We start from the raw sequence: 17,783 nt of genomic DNA, 5'->3' as shown, positions 1-17,783 counted from the left end.
AGTAAGCGTGCTCGCGGTTACTTTGGCGCACTCGTACGGGCTTTCGATCGCAAAAGAATTTGCAAGTCTGCGGAGCATATAAAAACAAAAGCCGCCGATGTTTCTCGGCGGCTTTTTGTGAATGGCCCTCTCGTTACCGCGGGGCTTCTTCCAACAAACCCTGCTCGAGCTTTTCCTGGCATTCGATGCAGTGCCGCGTCCAGGGAACAGCTTCCAGGCGCTTGGCGTTGATTTCCTTGCCGCAGTGAATGCACTCGCCGAAGGCGCCTTCGCGAATGCGGGCCAGGGCCTTATCGACCATCTGGAGCAACTGGCGTTCGTTGTTGCTCTGGCTGAACAAGAATTCTTTGGTATAGGAACTGGCGGCGCGGTCGGCAATGTCCTGCGCCGTGTCCTCGTCGGCGGAGCGGCCGTCGGCCTGGGTACGGTTCACGGTGCGGCGCAACTCCTGTTGCCGCGTCTCTAAACGTTTTTTGAATGTTTCGAGTTTCTTCTTTTCCATAGGTCCGCTTCTAACTGGCTTCTAAAAAACCCCTATCAAAGTCTTAGGACGCCTCCATTCGAAGGCGTCCCCTGGCAATAAGGCCAAACGAAGATGATAAGCGCGAAAATTATGATGCGTCAACCCGCTGCCAAGACCGTACGGAGTCGGCTGTAGGAAGTCCCGTCATATTGCGTACGCGGATTGGATGCCGACATGACCGATCCCGTCGCAAGCTTACCGCGGCAGTTTGCAAACGATTGTCAGTCCGCTCTCGTATAACTCGCTAGCACATTTTCCTCCGACGCTTTTCTGGGAGCACCTCTCGGTTACATCATTGCCCGTTACGAAGTGCGAAACCCGGGCTGAGTTCGAGTCGCCCTCGAATCAGCCGCGTCCAGAAAAAAAATGGCCCCATCGCGTAGGGCCAAATTTAAGAGGCTGCGAATTTGGAGGGATGTCAGGAAAGGCGATGCAAGGCTCCGTTCCGGCAGCCGGAACGGTTCGGGTAGTGACGCGGAGAATCGAAGAGAGTGATGGTCATGTTGCTGAGTTGCGGCCTCTTTGTTACCAATACCGAAGCATTTGCCGCGCCAAATTCAGACTCTTTTGCGAGGCCGGTCACGCTTCACCATAACTCGATGCCCAGCAAGTACTTAAGCTGTTCGCGCCCCAGTCTGGCCTGGCGGCTGCGGAAATCTAGGAAAAATCCAAGTGCAGAACAATGCATATTGCATGCACTCCGCTACCAAACTCCCGGCAACGAAATCCCCCAAACACCAAGCCCACGGCGGGTTTTGACTCGCCGTGGGCTCTTGGGAATGTAACGTTATTGTAACTTTAGCTGTTGCCGGCTACGGTGCGCAGCTTGCCCGGCAGGAAGTGATATGGAGGCCACGGACCGCTGATCGCGACTTCGCAGTTCTTCAACTGCTTGGCGGCGGTCGTGTAGCGGTTCTGATACTTCTCAATGCTCTTGGAGTCGATTAGGTGGGCAATGTCGATCAACATGCCCTCGGGGGCGACCTTCTTGCAGCTGACTTCCTCCTCGAGCGGATTGAACAGCTTGTGGACCTGAACCGAGAGAGCCCGCGCCTTGGTCTGGCGCTCGCGCTCGCGGGAGGCTTTCACCTTCAGCTTCGACAGATAGTCGCCGCCGACCGTGTCTGGCAGTTCGATGTCGATCATGGCTTCGCGCAATGACCCATCCCGCACGATCAGTTTAATGTGCATTTCGGACTTGCCGCGCAGTTTGGCGACGCTGACTCCAAAAGCCCGCCGGTTGACCCGGACGGCCTGGCGGAGCGCGTCATCGCTGTCGAAAATCGTGCCGAACTTGAACGGCAGGACGGTGGAATTGCGGAAACAGTTGCTGACCACGCGGGCGTGCTCTATCGCGGATTTGTGGTCAAGGTCACCCACTGTATGGTCGTATTCGCTGACAATCACCGCGAATTCGCCACTCGGGTAGCTCAGAACCGCAGCGCCGTTCACTCCTTGAACGCCCTCTAGCAGGAAAGGGCGGCGAGTGCGGGTTCCATTTGGGAGGGTTTGGTGCTCGGTAAGACAGTACGCGTACCACGCCATATTGAACTCTCCGAACCGGGATGGAGACGAACCGGACCGTCTCTCACGTCGAGTTTTTCGCCAAAGCTTGTTACAGCGAGGAAGCAGGATAATCGGGCGGTACAGGGCCGAACGAACCGGAAACGCTAACAATCACGTTCCCTAACTGCATATTACTTTGGGCACCTATCAAAATGCAACTTTTTCTTTGCGAAAAGCATCGGAAGCTTTCTTTTCCACCGGGAGGGAGGCCGGTCCGACCCACCCTCGATCAAACTGGGGTAACCTGTGCAACGAATCCCTACAAGGACACCCTCATCTTGACCAGCCGCAGCTGGATACCGAGACTGACCAGGTACGCTCCAATAATAAGGAACATCAGGTTTTGATTGCCTATGATCATGCTGAGGTACTCGCTGAATCCGCCGATCATGGCTCCGATCAGGTTGGCGCCGAAGAATGAGGATGGATTCGACCCTTGGCGGAAAGTTGTGGAGAAGATCAAGCCGGCAAAAAAGATCGGTAGGGGTACAACCAGAAGAGCCCACAATAATCGTTGGTCGAAACTCAAGGCCAGAATGGAGTCGCGCCTAACGAAATAAAGCAGCAGCAGAGTGGCAATCAGCGGTACATACAGCCACATCCGGAAGCCGATCATGCGCATTGCCACCAGGTTGGCAGCCAACACCATAAGAAGAACGCCCGCCACAACCACCAGGGTTACAAACCAGGTAGTGCCAAAGTAGAGCGAGCAGTCGGAGATGCTCTTGGTCTCCAGCAATAGAAAGCCAAGGCCTAGAAACAGGAAATGGCCGTCGTTCATGCCGAACCCGCGGCCACGCAGCAGGAACACCGCCGGTATCGCGATCGCCAGCAAAATTCCAATCACGATCAGGTAATCCGCCGGAATCGTCTTGCGAGACAGATAAAGAAAGGGCCAATCGTCTGTGGGAGCGACCGCGTCGGACAAGTCGTCGCCTGCCGGGAAAGCTGTGCGAACGAAGCGACCGAATTGCGGCGGCGGGTCCGGATGCTGCCCACGGAAGGCGCAGATTACTACCTGTCCCTGACTTTCATAGAGAACTGGCATCTGGTTCGTCGCGAGTTCAACCATGCGCACCAACTTGCGGGCGAGCCACTCGTGTCCAGCCATGAATGAAAGGGACAATACCCCATTGTCGTTCAGCAGTCGGAACGCCGACTGCATGCTTTGCACGGTGTAGATATAACCGTCCAAGCGGATATTCGACATCGAACTGAACAAGGTCTGTGAGTCCAGAAAGCCGAAGACCACCATGTCGTATCCGCCACCTGAACGCCGAAGAAAAGCCCGGGCATCTTCGACATGGACGTGGACCTTCGGATTCTCATAAATTCCCGAAGCATTGAATCGGTTCGATAGCTTCACCAGCATCGGGTCGATTTCCACTGCATCGACCTGTTCGGCCCCGTTCAGCACCGCGATCTGTGTGTCCGTTCCTCCGCCCGCGCCTAACATTAGTACTCGTCGATGGGCCGGAGCCACAGCGTAGGGCAGGTCGTATTGCAATCGCGCGTCGAGAATCTCAGCTCTCCTCGACGGAGAATACCGGCTTGGATCGAAGGTGCCGTCGCTTTGAAGAAAATAGTGGTTAACTCTCACATCGTAGATCGGAGGATCTTGCATCGTGCGCAACCCCGGTTGGGGCTCTCGCACCGGAACGCTCCCGTGCTTATCGGTCTGCAAGACCACCGCGATGTAATAGTAGGGTGACCAGATCGCGCTCGAACTGACCGAAAAATATACCCCAGCCACGGCCAGAACGAGGATCGGGACTGATCGCAACCATTTTCCCCGCGGAAGAAGCAGAATGATCGCGAGCGCGACGAAACCGATTCCGAGCGTCGGCGAAAAGTACTTCAGCGAGAAAAAACCGAAACAGAGCGTCCCGGCAAGGCTGCCGCCCAAGTCCCAGGAGTAGGCCAGCAACGGAGGTAGAGTTTCAAAGAGCGATCCGATCCGCTGCCCCAGCGGCACGAACACAATGGCATTCGTGACGAAAATACCTACCAGGCTCAGATAACGCACGAGTTGAGGATTTGGAGTATAGAACCTGCTTTCCGAAGCAGTGGTCGGCAGGGTAATGAAATGGGCAATCAACAGCCATGCCACGTTGATCAGCAGCAAAGCCGGCAGCCATCCAAAAAGCGACTTTCTTGTCTTTCCAACGATCGCTCCCAGACCCAAACCGAGGAAAGAACTGATCAACATCAGATTGGCGTAATAGGCGATCAGCCTTACAACCGCAGGCTCCCAGCGAATCACCATCAATTCCAGGAAAAGGGCTAGGAATGAGAGACAGAACAACTCCAGTCCGCGCCGCCGTCTAACACGCAAATCCGACATTTCGGAAAAGGGAAGAGTAACGACCATCAGGAAGATCTCTTGACACCATCAGCATCGCGGCCCACCCGTGAAAGTGCCACGGGTGGGGCATCCTGTTTCGTGGCGGCTCTCAGGAAAGCGTTCGGCTGCGCCAAACCCCCGGCGTTACTTTCCCGCCGCCGACCGCTGCGCCCGCTCCTGCACGGCCAGCAGCACCACCCGCAGCATTTCGTCCCAGGGCGCTGGTTTCCCGGTCCAGATTTCGAATTGCCGCGCGGCTTGATGGGCAAACATCTCGATGCCGGGGATGATCTGCGCGCCCCGTTCTTTGGCCAATTTCAGGAACCTGGTTTCGCCCGGATCATAAATCATATCAAAGACATAGCGGGCATTGATCTCTTTATCCTGGAGCGGCGTTTCGCGCGTATTGCCCATGCCGATAGGGGTCGCATTGATGATTACGTCGAAGGCCAGCTTCTTCAAATCCGCGCGCTTGATCATCCGGGCATGGGCCCGGTGAGCAAGTTTCTTGGCAGGTGCAGCGCTGCGGTTCAGGATATAAACTTCCGATCCTCGTTCCTTCAGTCCGAAGACGGCCGCCCGGGCCGCGCCGCCGGCGCCGATCACGAGGATTCGCGCCCCCTCCAGAGTATTGAGCCGCCGCTCCAGCGGGCGGACAATGCCGGAAGCGTCGGTATTGAAGCCGTAAAGTTTGCCGTCCTGGGCGCGAACCACGGTGTTGCAGGCGCCGATCTTTGTTGTGTGCGAATCGGTGTTGTCGAGATACGGCAGGATCGCTTCCTTGTACGGCATGGTCACGCTGATGCCGTGGATCGGAATCTCGCGCACGCAGGTCAGAAAGTCTTTCAGCGTCTTGGCGTGGAGCGCCAGATAGACGGCATTGACGTTCTCGCGGCGGAAGGCGGCATTCATGATCGCCGGCGACAGCGAGTGCGCGATCGGATCGCCGACGACGCCATAGACCCGTGTCGCCACATCGACGCGCTCGATACGATAGACATTGCGCAATTCCTGCGCCGTCACCTGGCCCGGTGCAGTCTCTTCGCCCACACTTGCGGAAGCGAAAGTAAACACGCTTCCGGCGCGAACGCCCAGCACGCGGCTGATAATCCCCTGCTCCCCCATGCACATGCCGACCAGAGAGTGCCGGTCGCCTTCGCGCGCCAGAAACTTAATCATGGTCACGTTGTCGGCGAGCGTCGTGGCAGTGCTGACGATCTTGTAGAAATCGGCGGGATAAGCCAGCATCTTCTCCAAAGTTTCGTCGAGCTTCTTGGTAGCGCGGAAGTCGTGGTAGGAAAGAATCAGCGCGGCCCGGGTGCGGAGCTTTTTCAACTGTTCCGGCTTGCACTTGCTCGCCGTCTGCAATTCCACGTCAACCAACTGGCAGCCCGCGGCCGCAGCCTTGGCCAGAACGTCCAGTTGAGAGAGGATCGAACCCCGAAACTTGCCCCCGCTGGCCACCCGGCGGCAGGTGGCGATTACTACGATACCGGCATGGGACTCCATGAAGCGCTTGATCCGGGGCATGGCCAAGCCGGGCTTGGGAAGGTAATCCAACCTGAACTCGATAAAGGAGTTATCAGCCCGGACTAGAGCCTCCGCCTTCTCGGCCATGTCGTTCGGGTCCGAGCCAGTGACCGCCACGCACACCCGTGGCAGGCGCAGAGGCAGAAGGCGGGGCGTGTATGTAGGGGCGGAATTCATCGTTCCAAAATCAGCGGACCCGATTTCCAGAATTTGGCTCGGCGCGCACCGAATGAACGGCCAATTAATGAACGGCGAATTATTACAGGGCCTTAATTACTTATGCAACAACGGATTAATGTCCTGGCGAAAAACTTCAATAAATCCTTGCGCTCCCAACGGTGCCCAACACCCTCGTAACCTTGACCCACCCGGACCTGCTTGTTACCTTCCGGCTGAAGCCTTTTCTTTTCAGGCATTTGACTAGGGCGGGGAAGATAGATTCCTCTTCCGGAGGTAACATGAAGAAAACAGGACTGTTCTTGCTGTTGCTTGCGACGGCGGCTTGGGCGCAAAGCGGTAACGAAGCCACGACTGATCCGTCAGGGACTGCGCCCACCACGGCCACATTTCCTACCCTGCGGGTGCAAGCTCCCACCTACGCCGACCTTTATTGTGCGGGATTCATCAGCAAACAGACCCTGCCTGATGCCAACTTCGTTGCCGGTGGCCTGCAAACCCCGACCACAACGAAGTTCGTGCGCGGCGACATGATCTATCTTCAGGGAAACGGCTATAGCGCGGGCGCGGAGTACGAAATTGTGCGCGCCCTGCGCGACGTCAACGAATACGAGATGTTCCCCGGCCAGCGCAAACTGCTGAAGGAAACGGGTCAGCCCTACGAAGAAGTGGGACGGATAAAGATCGTCGATACCCGCAGCCACACTGCGATTGGGCAGATTGAATATTCCTGTGACGGCATCAATCCTGGCGACACCGCCATTCCGTTCGCCGAAAAGCAGACTATCACCTTCCACGCTCCTATCCGTTTTGATCGTTTTCTCCCGGCGAGCAATAGGCTCTCCGGTCGCATTGTGATGGGAAAAGATTTCGACTCCCAACTCGGCACCGGGCAGAAAGTCTATTTGAACCTCGGCGCGAATCAGGGCGTAAAGATCGGCGATTACTTCCGCGCCGTACGCTCCTATGAGGCCGATCTGAATGATCCGGTGGATTCGTTGTCGTTCAAGGCCGCAATCGCCGAAGACACGCAAAAAAAGACGCCGTCGATCGATCCCACCATGTTCACCAAGGGCAACGGCCCGATCATTCACGTACGCGACCTGCCGCGCCGCGCGGTCGGAGAGATCGTGATCATCGGCGTTACCAACACCACCGCCACCGGCATGATCGTATTCGCCCTGGAAGATGTGCACGCCGGTGACGGCGTGGAAGCGGATAGCGTGCAGTAGGTCTTTGGAGTTGCAAGCGTCGAGCCGGGAACGGGGAACCGTTCCCGGTTTTGTTTTTTCGGGAGAGATTTCTTGTTCTTACACATATCGGTGTGTAATGATCTACACATGGCAACCAACTTAGCAATTGACGACCGGCTGATCGAAGAAGCGCGGAAGACTGGTAACCATAAAACCAAGAAAGAAGCTGTGACGACGGCTCTTCAAGAGTACATCAGGCATCGCAAGCAGCTGAAAATCCTTTCCGACTTCGGAACTGTCGATTTTGATCCGACCTATGATTACAAGGCAGAGCGTCGCCGAAAGCGTATGTGATGGTTTTGGTCGACACACCGCTCTGGTCGCTATCTCTGCGCCGCCGGGCTGTCGACTTGTCGTCTCCTGAGCGTCGTCTTACCCACTCTCTTTACCAGCTAGTGAGACAGAATCAGGTACAACTCTTGGGCTCGACGAGGCAGGAAGTCCTCTCTGGGATTCGCGAGGAGTCCACATTTCGGCGGATTCGCGACCACTTGGGTGAATTCCCGAATGTCGATCTGGACACATTCGACTACGAAGAGGCGGCGCGGATCTCTAACGAATGTCGGCAGTCCGGGATTGCGGGTTCTCCGGTCGATATGCTTACGTGTGCAGTTTCTTTGCGCCACGGTTGGGAGATTTTCACCACCGACCGCGATTTTATCCGATACACCCGCGTGATTCCTTTGCGTCTATTCTCGCCATAAGCTAGCGGTCCCCTAGCCGATGGCGATCGTTGTCTTCTGACTACTTCTCCCCGAATACCTCGGCCGTAAATGCTTCGATTTTCGCGCCCTTCCGCCACGCATCGAGCGGCAGCCCCGCTTTGCGGCAGGTTTGTTCGAGGAAGGTCGTGGCGTTCCACTCATGCTCGACCGGCACTTGCGGGAGCAGCAGGCCGCGACGCCCCGCCATGGTGATAAGCAGTCCGTGACGTCCAATCTCAATCGCTTCGGCAGCGATGGGGCGCGGCGGAGACAGGATACTCAACTCAACTTGCAGATTGTCGGCTTCCGGCAGCGTTACGGGAGAAAAGCGCGAATCTTCGAACGCTGCGGCCCGCGCCGTATCGGCGACAGCCCGGTACACCGCGCTGACCGGCTGCACGTAGCCAACACATCCCCGCAACTCGCCATTCCGATAGAGCGTTGTGAAAACCCCGCGCGGTCCGGCCAGATGATCGCTCGGCGCGTCGAGCGAAATCTGGCGCCCTTCCAGCGCGGAAAGAATTGACTCGTGCGCCACACGAAGCAGCAACTCGCGCTCTTCATTCGAGTATTCAATCTGCGAGGATTCCATCGGTGGGTACGTATTCGTTCGGGGAGACTTCCGCGGCCGGGTCCACCAGAATTTACCGGAGTAAAGTACACCGGACTAGGTCGAGGCCGCGACATCGCCATCTGCCCGAGCGGGCGGCACTGGCTTTCTGCGTCGGCTGAGGATGAAGGCTCGGCGTCGCCGCTTCACCACCCGCCGATCGATCTTCGACCAGAACGCGACAAAGTAATCGATCGCCGATACCAGCGACACACACACCATGAACCAGATCGCGAGGTACGCGATCCAATGAATGGGAAAAATGTAGTGGCCATAAACCGGCAACTCTTGCCAATGGTGATCGAGGATCACCGCCACCACGGCGACAATCTGTACCACCATTTTAAACTTGCCCAAATCGCTGGCTTCAATCGTAAACCCTTCAGAGGCGGCGATCGAACGCAGGCCACTTACCAGGAACTCGCGCCCTATCACAATCACGGCAATCCATGCCGGAACCAGGCTGGGATTCAACTGCACCAGCGTAACGAATGCCGCAGCAATGAGCAGTTTGTCGGCCAGCGGATCGAGCAGGATGCCCATGGTGGTGACCTGCCCGCGTTTGCGCGCCAGGTAACCATCGATTCCATCGGTCATGGAGGCGGCGAGGAACAGCGCCGAGGCCAGCAATTCCTTCTCGCCATGCACGCTGCTGAATCGTCCGCTGGACAGAATCCACATCAGCAGAGGAATGCTGAAGATACGAATCAGCGTGATGGAGTTCGGCAGGTTCACAACGCGGGTCGGCTCCGGCGCCCACCCGGAATCCTGTTTCGATTATGCGCCACGGAAACAGAGAACGCAATGGAACCCTTACTGCTGAAAACAGGGGTAGAAGCCGCCATTCGGAAAGGCGAAGTCGAGTAATCCATCGTTGTTAAAATCTGCCACCGTGAATGCCAGGCTGGTCAAGGGCGGCGTGGGGAGCACTTGCGGATTCTGGAACGTTCCGTCGCCGTTGCCTAACATCACCTCTAATGCTGGTGGAAAGCTCTCAATTATGATGATGTCCGTCTTGCCGTCGCTGTTGAAGTCACCCAGCGCAAACCCAAAAGCGTTCTGGTTGCCCACCGTATAATAAACCGGCGATTGGAAGGTGCCATCTCCGTTGTTCAGTAGAATGCCGAGTTGCTCGTTCGGAGCGCTAAACGCGATATCCAGATTGCCGTCATTGTTGAAATCGTTGACGAAGAAAGTTGATGAAAAGGCAGTTTGGTACGGGATGAGTGCTATGCTCCGTGGCGTCTGAAAGGTTCCGTCGCCGTTGCCGAAGATAATTTGGAAGTCGAAATTGAGGGCGCCTTGCTCAAAGGCATAGCATAAAAGATCGAGTTTGCCGTCGCCGTTGAAGTCACCTACGATAAAGTTCCCGCATCTGCCAGAATACAACGGCTTGCCTGTGACAAATGTCCCATCGCCGATTCCCAGGAACATTTCAGTATTTCGGTTTCCACCTTCGAGTGCGGCTACGTCCAGAACACCATCCTGATTGAAGTCCCCCACCACGATATCTGGGACGCCGGGCCCGATAGGGCCAAAAGAGCCGAAGGCTGGCCCTTGTGCGAATGTGCCGTCGCCATTGCCAAAGCTGACAGCCAACTGGGTCGGCGTATTCTGGTAATTCCGTCCGATAAGATAGAGAAAATCAAGGTTGCCATCACCGTTGAAATCACCAAGGGCGTTTGAATATACCGCGGCATACGGATATCCCGCCTTGGTAATAGGCGCCCCCAGATGAAATGCGCCTTTTCCATTGTTGATCAGCGTTCCCAGGATGTCGGAAGTACCAGTGCCGCCCATGATTCCTACGGGGCCAACGGCATTGTTATTGGTAAAGTCTGCCGCGAAATTGTAAAAGGCGCCAAGGTTTGAATAAGTGACCTCGGTGGTCGCGCCCATGGTTGCCCTGGCGTCATGCACTTCAACCTGAAAGTAGGTAGAGCTGGTGATCGGACCCTTCGGACTCGTTGTGGTGACCGTGATCATGCCCGCGGTGGGCTCGGCGATATCGGAGGCAAGTATAGTTGCGTGAAGCTCGTGAGCGGAAATATAGGTAGTGGCTCGCGGTTGACGGTTCCAGTTCACGGTAGAAACTGGAATAAAATTAGCTCCGTAGACGGTGAGAGTAAAATCCGGTCCTCCGGGTGCGACCGACTGCGGTACGGTCGGCCCACCCACGTGCGGCACGGGATAACCCGGCTGCCGCGTTCCCGCCCATAGACTGACGCTAAGCGCAAACAGTACTGGAACGAGTCTCAACATCGAATTGGGAAGAGTGCTCAACCGGAGGATTCAAGAAAATAGATTTGTATTTTGTCGTCGATCCCTCTACCGATGTTTATTTCGCCGCGGGCGCCATCACATCTTTCTTCGGCTGCTTGGCGATGATCGTGTCCTTGATCTTGTCGTAGGTCGCCTGCGGAATAATCTTCTTCTGCACCAATTCGTTCTTGGCGCGGTAGGGCCGCCCGTCGATGATCTTCTGCGAATAGGCGTCGCCAATTCCCGGCAGGGCCTTGAGTTGATCCTTGGTCGCTGTGTTGATGTCGAGCTTATCGTCCGCAGTTGCCGCCGTGGCGGCAGTGCCCGAGCTTGTCGCGGCATGCAAGGCGGGTACGCCGCCGACGAGCGAAAGCGCAAATACCAGCACCGCAATCTGCGCCATCAATTTACGTTCGATCGTTTTCATTAGCACTCCTTAAAAGCTCTGCTTAGCGACCTTTGCGGCCTTTCCTCCGCGACCTTTGCGGTAAGGCTTTTCTGCCGTCCCGATGAACCCCCTCCTAAGCATAAATTCCGCGCTGCCGAATGGTATAAGCCACCCGATCGATGGCCAGCATATAAGCCGCGATGCGGTTGTTCACGCGATGGGTCTCCGCATAGCGCACCACGTCTTCGAACGACGATTTCATAATCTCGTTGAGCTGCTCGTTCACCACCGACTCCTTCCAGAAATATCCTTGCCGATCCTGCACCCACTCGAAATACGAAGTGGTCACGCCGCCCGCGTTCGCCAGAATGTCGGGGATCACGAACACGCCTTTGTCGGTAAGAATATCGTCGGCCGCCGAAGTCGTCGGCCCATTCGCGCCCTCTGCCAGAATGCGGCACTTCACGCGGTCGGCATTCCTGCTGGTGATAACGTTCTCGGTCGCGGCCGGAATCAGAATTTCACAATCGGTCGTGAGCAGGTCAGCGGATTCCGCTTTTTCCGCGCCGGGGAATCCGTGTACGGTGCCATTCTTCTGCCGATAATCCACCAGAGCCTTCAGATCGATGCCGTTCTTGTTATGCAGCCCACCTCCGACTTCGGCGATGCCAATCACTTTATATCCGGCTTGATGCATTAGGACCGCTGCATTCGACCCTACATTGCCGAAGCCCTGAATGATCACGCGCGCGGTTTCGCGAGCAATGCCGAGTTTCGCGCAGGCCTCATCGCACACGACCATCACTCCGCGCCCGGTGGCCTCGCGCCGCCCGCGCGAGCCGCCTATGTTGATTGGCTTTCCGGTTACGACCGCCGTCACCGTCTGCCGCATGTGCATGGAATAGGTATCCATCATCCACGCCATGATCTGTTCGTTGGTGTTCACGTCAGGCGCCGGCACGTCTTTTTCCGGCCCGATAAATTCGATCAGCTCCGAGGTATAGCGCCGCGTCATGCGCTCGACCTCGCCCATCGACATCTTGTGCGGATCGCAAATCACGCCGCCCTTCGCCCCGCCGAATGGGATGTTTACCACGGCGCACTTCCAGGTCATCCACGATGCCAGCGCCCGAACTTCATCCAGCGTAACGTCCGGTGCATAGCGAATGCCGCCCTTCGCCGGACCGCGCGCAATCGAATGCTGCACCCGAAATCCGGTGAACACTTCGAGATGCCCGTCATCCATCTGCACCGGGATATACACCGTCAGCTCGCGGTTGGGATAGCGCAACACCCGCCACAGCCCCTCGTCCAGATTGAGTTTCTGCGCAGCCAGGTCAAAGCGCGCCCGCTGCGATTCCCACGGATTGCTCTCTTTATCCACGTGCGGGGGCGTCGCGATCGTCGTCATAAAAATAGTCTCCGGAATGAATGCAGGTTGGGTCAGCCCGACGCCGGGAAGGTCCCCCGGTCGGAGCAGGCAAACGTTCCGAGTATATGAGCCGGGATGCCAGGGAAGCAAGCGGAGTGTACGTCGAGGTTTGGCGTTTTTATAGCGATGTCAACCCTGAGCGCAGCCGTTTTTCGGGCGACGCGAAGAATCTCGCGCTGATCCGGCCTCGCGCGTCAGGCAAGTTTGCACCTCTGCATTTAGGCCGCTTACCTTCGCAGGACAGCATAAGCGCCAAGTGCCGCTAGACCTAAAAGCGTTAAACGAACGATGACCAGATCAAGAATATCGAAGACGCGGTTTACGATCTCTGGAAGCTCATCAAGGATTTTGGGCATGGCTTTTTCTCACCCCCGCCCTTCAGCCTGAGTTTGTTCAAGCGCCTTGCCCATCGCCTCGGCCAGCGCCAACGCCTCTTCAGTCTTGCTTTTGATCTTTTTCGTTGTATCCTCGGTCTGCCTGAGCAACGCGTCAAGCAAGTCGGGGATTCTCCCAACGGCTTCTATGCGCATCCAACGGGGGGCGTCATTGAATAGCCACTTTTCTACCAAATCTCGCTCCGGAACGGCATGATCCCCATTGGCCGCCTTGAGCGCGATACCCCATTTATCTCCGATTCGCGTGTAGCCGATGTCTCGGCTCCACCACTGGCCGTCCTCTTCGTCATTGCCACTCACGGTTACCCAGGCGGATACGCCGAGGTTGAGCCGCTTCAGCGCGGCATCAAAGACGGAAACTGCCTCCCCTAGGGCATCAGATGCGGCGTTGAGGGAGACCGCGGCGAGGGAAAGCTGCTTGTAAGACGCTTGGATTTTTTCGACAGGCGGGACGTGCGAGGTTACCTTAAGGGCCATTCGTTCATCTCCTAAATCGACAATTAAGAAGTTCGTCGCCACGGCGACGGCATCGACTCCCGAGCTAAATCGGACGGTGCAAGCACCAGTCGATACGAAATCGATTATATCTTGAACCTCAGTTCCGAGCGAATCCGGTGGCGAGCAACTTTCACAGGAGGTACGATTTGCCATGAACATAGCGTGCCTTGACCTTCGGCTCGAACGGTAATACTTTTCTAAATATGGCTATAGGCACAAGCCGTCCGTTAGAAAATAAACGGAGGTATGGAAAGTTGCCGGGGCTGCCGTACCTAATTGCGTGCCTGAACAGGGCACCAATAGAGGGATGGGGAAAAGCGAGCGCTGCCTCGCGGGATCGGGTACTGGATTTCATCGACAACTTCCGGGACGTCATTAAGGCAATCGAAGCCGCGCCATCATGGGACCTCATAAATCGTCCGACGAGACGAATGAATCGACTGATGACTGAGCTTAATGCTCGGCTGGACGAATATCCGACGAGCGTCGCCTTCTATATAAATCACGGGCGAGAGTGGGTGTTCGACGACGGCGCAGTGGCCGGAAGACGCCCAACAATTGAATCCGTAGCCATCCACAATGCCATTGAACTGGCCAAGCTTGGCTTGCTTGAGCGCATAGTACCGTGCAGGTGCGGTCGATGGTTTTATGCGAAGTTCAAACACCAGCGATTCTGTGGTATTGCGTGCCGAAAGAAAGATCACGAGAGCTCGGAGACTTTCAGGGCTGCCCGTCGTGCATACATGCGGCGCTACTATCAATTAAAGGTTTCGGGCAAAGTGAAATAGGCACGCTTTTCTGCGAAGGGCGAGAATGACGGACTTCAAGAAATAAGGACAAGTCACCTCAAAGGAAAGATTCGAAGCAATGATGACCTGGGCAGACCCTCTACTCTTTGTCGATATACTCCTCCGGAACGTCGTCCTCCGGCACTTCATGCGTGTGGACTTCGCGCTCGTCGGCGTTGTCGGCGTCTTCTACGCCCTGTACCGCGTCGGCTTCGAAAGCGTTTCCTTCCTCGACCAACTCATCGACGCTCTCTGAGTTCGCACCTTCCGTATCGGACAATCCCTGCAAATCTCCCGATTGTCCTCCCGTAATCGCCCGTTCGCGCTCTGGCCGGAATGTTCTGTTCTCCCGAACGCGCTCGGTCGCGGATCTCCTGCGAGCCACGGCGCTCGTGCCCGCAGTTTTCTTCTTGCTCTTTACTCTTACTTTTGCCGGCGCGGCTTTTGCCCTCGCGATTTTTGCAGGCGTTGTTTTTGCAGTCGCCCGCTTGTTCGCCGGCTTAGTTTTCTTCGCCACTTTCTTCGCAGTCAACTTGCCAGCAGCACTCTTTTTGGATTTCGTTTGCTTCTTCTTCGCAGCTTTCTTTTTGGCAGCCATACGCGCAGTTTACCACCGCAGATTTGCCGGTGGGAACCTCTCCGTTGGACGACCGACGACCGACGACCGACGACCGACGACTGACGACCGACGACCGACGACCGACGACCAGCGACCGATCAGGCGGAAAGCTGCTACAGCAGGATTTCCATGCCTTCGGCGGCGGCGCGAACCTTTGGATAGTAGCTGCGGGCGTCCTCGACCACTTTGTCGACGATGGCGTCGGTGTGGTCGGGATCGTGGTGGTAGAGGATCAAATCCTTGGCGCCGCTTTCCATCACCACGTTGACGGCTTCGCGCCAGTGGCTGTGTCCCCAGCCACGGCGGCGGGCTTCGTATTCTTCAGGAAGATATTGCGCGTCGTAGATCAGAATGTCGGCGCCTTCGGCCAGCTTGCGCACCGCCTTGTCGAAGTTCGCATCGCCGGGCTCGTTGTCGGTGGCGTAGACCAGCACGCCGTCTTTCGTTTCGAGGCGAAATCCCAGGCAGCCTTGCGGATGGTTCAAATATTCCGTCTTGATCTTGACGCCGTTTTCCATCGGCACGCTGCCGTTTTCGATGTTGTAGAACGAGCGCTTGGCCTTCATGTAGTCGAGATCGACGGGAAAGTACGGCGCGGCCATTTGCTCGGCCATCACCTGCTCCAAATTGCGTTTGCGGCCCGAGGAATGAAAGATGAACTGGCTGTCGCGGTTCTCGTAGAGCGGACGGAAAAACGGCATGCCCTGAATGTGGTCCCAATGGAAGTGCGAAACAAAAACATGCGCGGCGAACGGATGCGCGCCGAACTCGCGTCGCAGTTCGTGCCCCAGCACGCGAAATCCGGTGCCGCAGTCGAAGATGTAGATCTGATCTCCAACGCGCACCTCCACGCACGAGGTGTTGCCCCCGTAGCGCAGGTTCTCGGCCTGTGGCGTGGGCGTAGAGCCGCGCACGCCCCAAAACTTGATTCGCATAAATTTGGTAACGCTACTCCAAGATATTCATAATAGTCGGGATATATGGGATTTTAGCGGGTGATCGCGAGGTAACAAGTGACCAAAGTTTGAGAGGCAGGCGGCAGGGATTAGGGATCAGCGCGCGTAGCGGCGGACGCATTCGTCCGCCCGCAACTTGAGGTGAAATGCCTGGCCCCGCCGGACGAATGCGTCCCGGGCTACGCGCACTGACCACTGACCAGCCTCCTCTATAATGAAGCCCCCCATGCTACAGCCGGATTTCAAACAATTTTCGCGTCTGGCGCGAGAGTCTACGCTGGTGCCGGTGGTCAAATCGGTGAGCGCCGACTTGCTCACGCCAGTGTCGGCGTTCCTGGCAATCGCCGACAAGGAACCGCACGCTTTCCTGCTCGAGTCAGTCGAGCGTGGCGAGCAGATTGGGCGCTACACGTTTCTGGGCGCTCGGCCTTATATGCGGGTGAAAGCCGCGCAGGGAGCGGTCGAGATTGAGCGCGGACGCCGGCGCGAAGTTGTTACGGAGAATATTTTCGAGGTCGTAAAAAGATTGCTGCGAGAGCATCGTCCGGCCAACGTCCCCGGTTTGCCTCCGTTTACGGCGGGAGCGGTGGGATATTTTGCCTACGACGTGGTGCGGCAGCTGGAAAGAATTGGCGAGCACGCGAAAGACGATCTAGGGCTGCCTGACGCTGAGCTGATGTTCTTCGACCGGCTGCTGGCGTTCGATCATCTGCGCCATCAGATTCACATTGTCGCCGCGGCCGATGTGAAACGCGAGAATCCGCGGCGTGCCTATGACCGCGCTGTGCGCGACATCGCGTCGCTGGAGCGGAAACTGGCGGGAGGGTTGAGTCCGGCGCTGTGGCGCAAATCGAACAAAGTTAAGAGCGGCAGACTTAAAGTTCACGCGGGCGCAAAGCGCGAGACTTTTTTGCGCAGCGTGGCGCTTTGCAAAGAATACATTGCCGCGGGCGATATTTTTCAGGTCGTGCTCTCGCAGCGGCTCGACTTCACTCCTGAGGTTGCGCCGTTTGATTTGTATCGCTCGCTGCGGCAGGTGAATCCGTCGCCGTATCTTTATTTTCTGCGGATGAACGATACGCACATTCTGGGGTCGTCGCCGGAAATGCTGGTTCGGGTCAGCGGACGCAAATTGGAATACCGTCCGATCGCGGGCACGCATCCGCGCGGGCGTGACGAGGCGGAAGATTTGCGTCTCGAACAGCAGATGCGCACCGACGAAAAAGAACGCGCCGAACATGTGATGCTGGTCGACCTGGGTCGCAACGACCTGGGACGCGTCAGCGAATATGGGTCGGTGAAAGTGAAAGATCTGATGTATGTGGAGCGCTATTCGCATGTGATGCATCTGGTATCGGCGCTGGAAGGCACGCTGCGCAACGATCTTGACGCGCTCGATGCGTTCGCCGCATGCTTCCCGGCGGGCACGCTGAGTGGCGCGCCAAAAGTGCGCGCCATGCAGATCATCGAAGAACTCGAGCCCACGCGCCGCGGGGTTTATGGCGGATCGGTGCTGTACGCCGACTTCGCGGGCAATCTGGATTCGTGCATCGGCATTCGCACGCTGCTGATGCGGGGCAAGAAAGCGTACTTGCAAGCGGGCGCGGGCATTGTCGCGGATTCGGATCCGGCGAGGGAGTTTCAGGAGAGCATGAATAAAGCGCAGGCCGTGCTGCGAGCTGTCGCGAAAGCACGGGGCGGCGAATGATACACGTGGCGAAGGCGGACGCATTCGTCC

General features: G+C 56.9%; 17 protein-coding genes. 5 read left to right on the top strand and 12 right to left on the bottom strand.

The window, feature by feature from the left end:
• Nucleotides 1-133: 133 nt before the first annotated feature.
• The 4 genes from VGM18_16175 to aroE form a co-directional block, all read right to left on the bottom strand.
• Nucleotides 134-502 carry a TraR/DksA family transcriptional regulator gene (locus VGM18_16175; GenBank protein ID HEY3974542.1) on the bottom strand — a complete coding sequence of 123 codons (369 nt, stop codon included), beginning with the start codon at nt 500-502 and terminating at the stop codon, nt 134-136.
• An 819-nt stretch (nt 503-1,321) separates the two neighbouring features.
• Nucleotides 1,322-2,068 (bottom strand): GvpL/GvpF family gas vesicle protein, encoded by a 747-nt coding sequence (locus VGM18_16170; protein ID HEY3974541.1) that lies wholly within the window; start codon nt 2,066-2,068, stop codon nt 1,322-1,324.
• 280 nt (nt 2,069-2,348) lie between these two features.
• Complete coding sequence (locus VGM18_16165) at nt 2,349-4,355, bottom strand: hypothetical protein (protein HEY3974540.1); 2,007 nt, start codon at nt 4,353-4,355, stop codon at nt 2,349-2,351.
• 222 nt (nt 4,356-4,577) lie between these two features.
• A complete protein-coding gene (gene aroE, locus VGM18_16160) occupies nt 4,578-6,140 on the bottom strand; it encodes a shikimate dehydrogenase (protein HEY3974539.1) in 1,563 nt (520 codons plus the stop codon).
• A 281-nt stretch (nt 6,141-6,421) separates the two neighbouring features.
• Between aroE and VGM18_16155 the strand changes: the two genes are divergently transcribed.
• The 3 genes from VGM18_16155 to VGM18_16145 all read left to right on the top strand — a co-directional run bounded on the left by VGM18_16155 (nt 6,422) and on the right by VGM18_16145 (nt 8,097).
• Nucleotides 6,422-7,372, top strand: a complete 951-nt coding sequence (locus tag VGM18_16155; GenBank protein ID HEY3974538.1) for a hypothetical protein — start codon at nt 6,422-6,424, stop codon at nt 7,370-7,372.
• A gap of 108 nt (nt 7,373-7,480) precedes the next feature.
• Nucleotides 7,481-7,687, top strand: a complete 207-nt coding sequence (locus VGM18_16150; protein ID HEY3974537.1) for a type II toxin-antitoxin system VapB family antitoxin — start codon at nt 7,481-7,483, stop codon at nt 7,685-7,687.
• Nucleotides 7,688-7,812: 125 nt separating this feature from the next.
• On the top strand, nt 7,813-8,097 hold the full coding sequence (locus tag VGM18_16145; protein HEY3974536.1) for a PIN domain-containing protein: 285 nt from the start codon (nt 7,813-7,815) through the stop codon (nt 8,095-8,097).
• A gap of 40 nt (nt 8,098-8,137) precedes the next feature.
• Here VGM18_16145 and amrA read toward each other — a convergent pair whose 3' ends face one another.
• The 6 genes from amrA to VGM18_16115 all read right to left on the bottom strand — a co-directional run bounded on the left by amrA (nt 8,138) and on the right by VGM18_16115 (nt 13,703).
• Nucleotides 8,138-8,689: an AmmeMemoRadiSam system protein A gene (gene amrA, locus VGM18_16140; protein ID HEY3974535.1), complete on the bottom strand. Its 552-nt coding sequence runs from the start codon at nt 8,687-8,689 to the stop codon at nt 8,138-8,140.
• 75 nt (nt 8,690-8,764) lie between these two features.
• The gene (gene pgsA, locus VGM18_16135; GenBank protein ID HEY3974534.1) at nt 8,765-9,442 is read right to left on the bottom strand and encodes a CDP-diacylglycerol--glycerol-3-phosphate 3-phosphatidyltransferase; all 678 of its coding nucleotides are present in this window, start codon (nt 9,440-9,442) and stop codon (nt 8,765-8,767) included.
• Nucleotides 9,443-9,520: 78 nt separating this feature from the next.
• On the bottom strand, nt 9,521-10,606 hold the full coding sequence (locus VGM18_16130; GenBank protein ID HEY3974533.1) for a VCBS repeat-containing protein: 1,086 nt from the start codon (nt 10,604-10,606) through the stop codon (nt 9,521-9,523).
• Between the two features lie 439 nt (nt 10,607-11,045).
• Entirely contained in the window at nt 11,046-11,396 is a 351-nt protein-coding gene (locus tag VGM18_16125) for a helix-hairpin-helix domain-containing protein (protein ID HEY3974532.1), read from the bottom strand.
• A 94-nt stretch (nt 11,397-11,490) separates the two neighbouring features.
• Nucleotides 11,491-12,768 carry a Glu/Leu/Phe/Val dehydrogenase gene (locus tag VGM18_16120; GenBank protein ID HEY3974531.1) on the bottom strand — a complete coding sequence of 426 codons (1,278 nt, stop codon included), beginning with the start codon at nt 12,766-12,768 and terminating at the stop codon, nt 11,491-11,493.
• A 386-nt stretch (nt 12,769-13,154) separates the two neighbouring features.
• The gene (locus VGM18_16115) at nt 13,155-13,703 is read right to left on the bottom strand and encodes a hypothetical protein (protein ID HEY3974530.1); all 549 of its coding nucleotides are present in this window, start codon (nt 13,701-13,703) and stop codon (nt 13,155-13,157) included.
• A gap of 422 nt (nt 13,704-14,125) precedes the next feature.
• Between VGM18_16115 and VGM18_16110 the strand changes: the two genes are divergently transcribed.
• Nucleotides 14,126-14,470: a hypothetical protein gene (locus VGM18_16110; protein ID HEY3974529.1), complete on the top strand. Its 345-nt coding sequence runs from the start codon at nt 14,126-14,128 to the stop codon at nt 14,468-14,470.
• A gap of 100 nt (nt 14,471-14,570) precedes the next feature.
• Here VGM18_16110 and VGM18_16105 read toward each other — a convergent pair whose 3' ends face one another.
• Together VGM18_16105 and VGM18_16100 are read right to left on the bottom strand one after the other, a co-directional pair.
• Nucleotides 14,571-15,068, bottom strand: a complete 498-nt coding sequence (locus tag VGM18_16105) for a hypothetical protein (GenBank protein HEY3974528.1) — start codon at nt 15,066-15,068, stop codon at nt 14,571-14,573.
• Nucleotides 15,069-15,202: 134 nt separating this feature from the next.
• Nucleotides 15,203-16,024: an MBL fold metallo-hydrolase gene (locus VGM18_16100; protein HEY3974527.1), complete on the bottom strand. Its 822-nt coding sequence runs from the start codon at nt 16,022-16,024 to the stop codon at nt 15,203-15,205.
• 247 nt (nt 16,025-16,271) lie between these two features.
• Here VGM18_16100 and trpE point away from each other — a divergent pair, with 247 nt between their 5' ends.
• Entirely contained in the window at nt 16,272-17,753 is a 1,482-nt protein-coding gene (trpE, locus tag VGM18_16095) for an anthranilate synthase component I (protein HEY3974526.1), read from the top strand.
• Nucleotides 17,754-17,783: the final 30 nt, after the last annotated feature.

This window comes from Candidatus Sulfotelmatobacter sp., assembly GCA_036500765.1.
Classification (GTDB): domain Bacteria; phylum Acidobacteriota; class Terriglobia; order Terriglobales; family Acidobacteriaceae; genus Sulfotelmatobacter.
The sequence above is the reverse complement of the archived record's forward strand: the minus strand, read 5'-3'. Positions and strand labels throughout refer to the sequence as shown.